6 protein-coding genes are annotated in these 6,753 nt (G+C 53.3%); 1 reads left to right on the top strand and 5 read right to left on the bottom strand.

What is annotated here, in order from left to right; all coding sequences use genetic code 11:
* The first annotated feature begins 57 nt into the window (after positions 1–57).
* A complete protein-coding gene (locus NTH01S_RS04575; RefSeq protein ID WP_245642165.1) occupies positions 58–858 on the top strand; it encodes an acid phosphatase in 801 nt (266 codons plus the stop codon).
* Positions 859–949: 91 nt separating this feature from the next.
* Here NTH01S_RS04575 and NTH01S_RS04580 read toward each other — a convergent pair whose 3' ends face one another.
* From NTH01S_RS04580 to NTH01S_RS11570, 5 genes are all read right to left on the bottom strand, one after another.
* Positions 950–1,702 carry a DUF4198 domain-containing protein gene (locus NTH01S_RS04580; RefSeq protein ID WP_068170112.1) on the bottom strand — a complete coding sequence of 251 codons (753 nt, stop codon included), beginning with the start codon at positions 1,700–1,702 and terminating at the stop codon, positions 950–952.
* Positions 1,703–1,923: 221 nt separating this feature from the next.
* Positions 1,924–4,281 (bottom strand): TonB-dependent receptor, encoded by a 2,358-nt coding sequence (locus tag NTH01S_RS04585; protein WP_068170117.1) that lies wholly within the window; start codon positions 4,279–4,281, stop codon positions 1,924–1,926.
* A 299-nt stretch (positions 4,282–4,580) separates the two neighbouring features.
* Positions 4,581–4,787, bottom strand: a complete 207-nt coding sequence (locus NTH01S_RS12210; protein WP_157070863.1) for a transposase — start codon at positions 4,785–4,787, stop codon at positions 4,581–4,583.
* A 173-nt stretch (positions 4,788–4,960) separates the two neighbouring features.
* Positions 4,961–6,412, bottom strand: a complete 1,452-nt coding sequence (locus NTH01S_RS04590; RefSeq protein ID WP_068170161.1) for a chloride channel protein — start codon at positions 6,410–6,412, stop codon at positions 4,961–4,963.
* Between the two features lie 170 nt (positions 6,413–6,582).
* The coding region (locus NTH01S_RS11570; RefSeq protein WP_281177754.1) for a cation transporter dimerization domain-containing protein at positions 6,583–6,753 on the bottom strand (171 nt) is incomplete at its 5' end.

Genomic DNA, 6,753 nt, shown 5'->3' on the forward strand with positions numbered 1-6,753 from the left:
GTGGCGTGCAGGGAAACGTAAACTTAGGCTCTTTGAATTTAAGGGTCTGATATTACCATGGATATGCGTTTTGCTGCGGTGCGTTGTTTATGCGCGCTTCTTTTGGCTGGTACGGCGGTCACAGGGGTAGCGATGGCTGCACCACAGCCACTGCCAGATAGTGCTGCTCCGGATGCGCGTATTGTTTTGCCCCCGCCGCCGGTGCCGGGTAGTGCTGCGCAGCAAGATGATGACCGTGTGTTCCATGCCACGCGTGCTTTGAAGGGGACGGCACGTTGGGAGTTGGCAACCCGTGATGCGGATTTGAATCCGGCGCATTTGGTGGCTGATTTCTCATGTGCAGTTGGGCATACGCTTGATTTGAGTAAGGCACCGCATTTGCAGGCTGTACTGGCGCGTTTGGCTCCGGCGACCATGCATCGTACGTCCGAAGTGAAGGATATGTGGCACCGGACGCGCCCATTTGTGGGCACAGGCCTGCCAATTTGCACATCTTCTGAAGGGTTGGGGCTGCATTCGTCTTATCCGTCAGGCCATACAACGGCTGGTTTCGGGATGGCGTTGTTGCTGGCGCGTTTGATGCCTGAACATGCGACGGCAATTCTACAGCGTGGCCGTGTTTTCGGTGAGAGCCGTGTGGTGTGTGGTGTGCATTGGAAATCTGATGTGCAGGCAGGTTATTTGAATGCATCCACGGAGATGGACACGCTGCTATCTAATCCGGCTTTGCAGGATGATCTTGCTGGGGCAAAGAATGAACTGGCTGCTCAGTTAGCAACCTCAAATGCAGCGCCAGATGCTGGTGAGTGTAAAGTTGAAGCCGATGCGGCGGCGCACTCGGTGCTGTCTGCGCAGTAAGTTTTGATGATGGTCTGTAGGGTATGGTTTGGGTGCCCTACAGACCATGTGCGCTATTCACATGGTTCGCCGTTGTGGTGGGGAGCTGAAATTAGGGCTCAGAGGATGCGTAATGCAGTGTTAAGGCACTGTTATAACGCATGAAGTCTACGTCAGGGTCGTTTGTGACGGGAGCTTCATAGGTGATTTGCAAGACATCCAACTGGTCAGCATGCAGTGTGGCATAGGTTCTGCCTTGATTGTCTGTTGGGGGCGTTATTTCAGAGAGAGTATTTAAGAAATTTTCATGAACGCAGACATTCGGCAAAGGATGTCCGTTGAGTAAAACTTGAATGGGTAAGTGGTCCCCGCGTTTATGCGCGAAGGGATCTTCCAAAGGTAGGATTTCAAGGGCAAGCCCGTGTGGGTGTACGTTAGCATCAGCGGAGGCTTGAAGGTTCACGCTTTCTTTTAGAGCATGCAACCCAATGGTGGCGCCGGAGAGTGTGGTTTTGCGTTGCCACGACCATGTTGGGTCGTGTGGGCGACGAGCATGAAAACCAAAATCAGCTTGTACAATAATTGCAGCGGTGTGGGCGGGGACATCAAGAGTGATGTGCCGTGTATCTGCATGCTGTGTGATGGTGGTCGGGTGACCTTGTGTATCATAGGCCCAGAGATGCTTTAGAAAAGCTGGATCATAGGCTTCATCTGAGGAGATTTCGGTCATGACCAATGTGGGTTGGCTGATGCGTTCCAGCACGATGAAGGCGCTACTGGCAAGGGCAGGTGTGGCGCATAGGGCTGAGAGGCAGATTATCCAAAAATAGGGGGCGGGTTTGAAGCATGTGTTGCGCATGATCATGATTATCCCAAAAATCCTGAGATTTACGGTGCTACTTTTTGTTGCCTAGCAGCGGTATTTTTTTGGTACGCGGTGCGTGGGGAGTACAACCGTCATGCATGCTGTAGAGGTCATCACTGTTGCCGCGAATATAGTGCATAAAAAAGGGCAGCGTTTTGATACGCTGCCCTTTGATGGAACTGTTAGAGTGAAGCAGAGCTTCGGCTCTAACGGCATGCTTTTTAGTGGCGGTATGTCAGCTCGAAAGTGACGGCGCGGCCCGCTGCAATGCGCGCATAGTTTGGATAAATGCGGTCATAGTAGCGCTTATTGGTCAGGTTCTGCAGGTTCCCTTGCAGATCAAGTGTACGGGTGATCTGATAGTCGGCAACCATGTCGAGGCGCACGTAAGATGGGACCCATGTTTGGTTATTCACGTTGGTGTAGCGCTTGCTCATATACGTGACGCCGCCACCGAACTTGAATTGCGGAAGGATACGGTAGGTGCTCCACAAGGCGATAGAGTTGCCCGGTGTGTAAGGGAAGCGCTTGCCGACATTGGCTTTCGTCGGCCCGCCATCCAGCACGGAGCTGTCGAGGTATGTCCAGCCGCCGAACATGTCCCAACGTTGGGTCAGGTGACCTGCTACGCTGATTTCTGCGCCACGAACGCGTTGCGTGCCAGCATTCATCATGCCGCCCATGCCGTTAGAAACCTGTGCATTGGTCATTTTGCCGTTGAACAGAGAGCCCGTTACGGAGAAGTGGCCGTGCAGGAGGTCTGCCTTCGCGCCAACTTCCGTGTTCTTACCGCGTTGCGGTGAAAGCTTGCTGTTGTTAGCGTTTAGAGCGACCTGTCCATCTGACCCGGCTTCAACACCAACAGGGTTTGAGGCTGTTGCATAAGAGAAATAGACGCTGACGGGTTTGATCGGCTTATAAACAGCGCCAGCTTGGTAGTTGACGAAGCTTTGGTTGTTGCTCAGGCCAAGATTGCCCTGCTTAGCGTAGGTCATGAAGCGATCAAAACGTACGCCGCCATTGATGTAGAGGCGGTCGTTGAACATGCTCATGGTGTCAAACGCGTAAGCTGAGCCACTTGTGGTGTTTGTGTTCAACTGTGGAACGCCGGGTTCACCGATGGAGTAAGAACCTGTCCATGGATTGTTGGGCGACCAGCTTGAGAGATTGAGAGCAGACACGCAGTTATATGCCACGTTGCATGGACCACCTGCGCGGATGTTGTTGCCCTTGGAATCCTGCACGTAATAGGAGCGACGTTGTGTACGTTCCCGTGAGAGTTCAATACCAGTGTTGATGGAGTGGTGAATAAAGCCGGTATCAAACTTGCCAGAGACCATCGCTTGTTCTTGGGCATTGTCTGTATGGTACAGGCCAGATTTCGCTTGGAGAGCAATATTGGGGTTGGAAACGGCTGAGCTGACCCATTGTGGGTTGGTCGCGAGGAAGTCGAGTTCAGTACTGGTCCATTGTGTAGTGTTGCGGAACGTGAAATTCTTGCCGAGGTCACGCTCAAAAATGATTTGGCCCATATTGGTTGTACCGCGTTCATAGTCACGGTCTTTGAGGCCGAGGAAGAGGTGACGGGGAATGTTCAGCGGCTCGTGTGTGACTTTGTCGTAGGGGGCTGAGTAGTCTGGCATGCCAAACGTATAGAGGTGGTAATAGCCCAAGGTCAGGCGTGTTGGCGTGCCGAGGCCAAAGGAAACAGAAGGGGCGACACCCCATTTATGTCCACCGGCGGGTGAGCGACCTGCTGTTTTGCCGTCATCGCCCATGGCGTTCAAGCGGATGGCGGTTGAGGAACCAATTTGGCGGTTCACGTCGATGGTGCCACGTTTATAGGACGCTGTACCGAAGCCAATCTGTCCGGAAGTAAGGTTGCCCAGTTGTGCTTTCTTGGTGGTGATGTTGATCTGTCCACCCAGACCGCCACGGCCACCATAGACGGATCCGGGGCCTTTTAGGACTTCAATTTCATCAACATCGAAGGTTTCGCGTTGTGAAACGCCACTGTCACGTAGGCCGTCAATATACATATTGCTGTAGGAGCCAAAGCCACGGATGACGGGGTAGTTCCCGCCCGGTACAGCATAAGCATCACCACCACGGAAGCTCACACCTGGTACGGTGCGCATGGCGCTTTCGAAGGATGTTGCGTTAACCAGCTTCATTTGCTCATGCGTGATCACCGAGATAGAGCGCGGTGTGTTGAGCAGTGATGCAGTGAATTTTGGGTTGGGTGATGTGCCCGTTAATTGTGGGTGTGAGTGTCCCCATGCCGTAAAGCGGTCTTCCTCACCGTGTGCTTCTACAGAGGCAACGGGAGTGGCGGGTGCCGGGGCTGCTGTGGCCGTCGGGGCGGCAGCAGGTGCTGTTGTAACGGGCGTTACATTTGCTTGCGGATTAGGAGATGGTTGGGAGGCAGTTGTCTGTGCTGCTTTTTTCGTTTTTGTTTTCGTTTTGTGGTGATGGTGCTGCACGCTGCTTTGCGTTGCGGCAGAAGCCGGTTGTGCAATGGCGAGGCCAGAAATGAGCAGTGAGGATGTGCCGAGCAGCCAGAGCCGACGTGGTGACATCACGTTAATTTCTCCAGAAGATATTAAAAACATTTTCATGATCAGTATTTTTTTTGTGCGTAAATGTAAATGAGAAACATTATCAAATACGTTTTGTTACAATCCTCCTGCGGCGTGTCGTGATTTCAGCATGAGTATGATGGGTGCGAATTGCGCGGCTGCGAGGAATGTTGATGTGCGTGTGTCGTATCGGGTTCTGATAGCTTGGAACTATTTGAGTTTATTGAAGAAACATTCGACGATATTTCGTTCTTTGTAGAGAGCGAAAGCTGTTTCCCCTCACGTCTTTCTGCTCGCTTTTAGGAAGAATGGCAGGGGGTAGTCTCGCGCTCTATGAGCGTGTTGATGACGTTATCCGCATCATAAGCTGTATCGGCCCGGACGGCGTCGGGGGCGATCTTTTTTAAAAGAGGTTGGGCCTGTGTAATATCAGCGTCCTGACCTTGCGTGATATTAAGTTCTATCGGGCTGTTTAAAGCGTTACAAACAGCCTCGCGATCGGCCAATGGTGCTGGTCAGCGCCCTGATAATTGTACTGTCGCTCATCATGTATTCATGATCATGATGAGCGGCTGGATCATGAAACTTCCGCTCAATCACGCTAATTTCACACCAATGACACGCCCGATGGGTGCTCAGAAAAGAAAATGCCCGGCAGGGGGCCGGGCATTGGAAAAAATTATGGAACGCGCTCGTCAGACGTTGCTGGGGGTTTGGGTTTTCGGCGTGTGGTACTGTGGTGCTTGCGGTCTACGGCTTCGAGGAAGCGGTCTGCCAGTGCACCGTAAAGAGGGCGGGGGCATACCATGCGTGAGACGCCAAAGGCTAGGAAGGATGTGGCAAGAAGGGCCAGTGTGACTTGTTGGTTATCACACATTTCCATGACGATGATGGTGGCTGTGAGGGGACATTGAGCTACGCCGCAGAAGTAAGCCACTGTCCCTAGTAGGACGACGGCTCCGGGGTTCGTGTGAGGTAAAAATTGTTCTACCCAACCGCCAATCCCTGCGCCAACCGCTAAGCATGGGGCGAACATTCCGCCCGGTACGCCTGAGCAATATGATACGATCATAGCAATGTATTTCAGCACGAAGAACGAGGCGGGGTAATGTTCTGTACCGGCAAAAATGGCGCGGGATTGAGCATAGCCCGTGCCGTATGTTTGGCCGTGAGACAGGATACCGATCACCGCCGTGATAAAGCCGCAAATGCCAGCAAAGAGAATGGGGTGTTTGGCGGCGAAAGGGCCAATGGGCTTGGGCAAGCCGCGTGAAATGCGGATGATGAGTGACGAGAAGCTACCGCCAGCGAGGCCACCAAGGATTCCACAGGTGAGAACTGCGATCCACGCTGTGCCAACGGGTACATCGACATCGGCATGGCCGAAATAGGTGTAATTTCCCAGAAGGGCGATGGCGGTGACACCCGAGAGCACAACAACCGTGAGGGTGCGGCCTGAGGTGCGTTGCTCGAAAGAATGTGACAATTCTTCAATTGCGAAGACGATGCCAGCGAGGGGGGTATTAAAAGCTGCGGCCATACCAGCCGCGCCGCCGGCAAGAATCATGCTGCGACGGGCGGAAATACTGGATTGCCCAAGGACGCGTGAGAAGCTGTGCATGATGAAGGCACCAACTTGCACGCTAGGGCCTTCACGCCCGATGGAGGCGCCGCAGATAATGCCGAGGCATGTCATAAGAATTTTGCCGAGGGCAATGCGGAAGGACAAAATCCGATCAACGATCTGGAAGTCATCAATGTGTAAAGTGGCAATGGTTTGCGGAATGCCGGAGCCTTGCGCCCCCTGAAACACGGTCCGGGTGATCCACATGATCAGGGCAAAGCCAATGGGGGAGAGAATGAGCATAACCCATGGGTGCCATGCGAGGATCTGCTCACGTAGGTCAGCGGCGCTGTCACCAAGTTTGGCGAAAAGAACAGCGACGATACCGATGAGAACCGCACCGGCCCAGTAAAGAGCTGTGCGTTTCCACTGTGTTTGTGTGTGGCGGGCAGAACGACGCAGGTGATGAATGCGGTCTTTGCGGCGCAAAGCATGCTTGGAGGAAACATGCCCCCCTGGCGTTGGTTTGGAGGAAGGGGCGGAGGCGTTGGGTGTATGATCGGCCAAGAGCACACTGTCCGGTTACAGGATTTTGCAGCAAAGGACGCACAGGGGTGAGATCCGCAATACGTCTCCCGCTCCTGCACCCTTTATAGGGATGGGGTCAAGGATACTGGAACGTGCAAGATGCCATTCTGTTGCGGAGTGATGTTATGATGCCGCAATTGTGTGCGTTTTTAGGAGAGAACGAGCACGCCAGAATGTTTTGCCTTGTCGCTTGGCTCGACATGGATGTGGATGGAAGCGCGGCCGAGTTCGTTGCGGATGGCGGCTTCAACGCGGTCACAAATGTCGTGCGCTTCGTCAACGGTCATGTCGTTTTGTACGACGAGGTGGAATTCAACGAA

The organism is Neokomagataea thailandica NBRC 106555 (assembly GCF_001598495.1).
GTDB lineage: Bacteria > Pseudomonadota > Alphaproteobacteria > Acetobacterales > Acetobacteraceae > Gluconobacter > Gluconobacter thailandicus_A.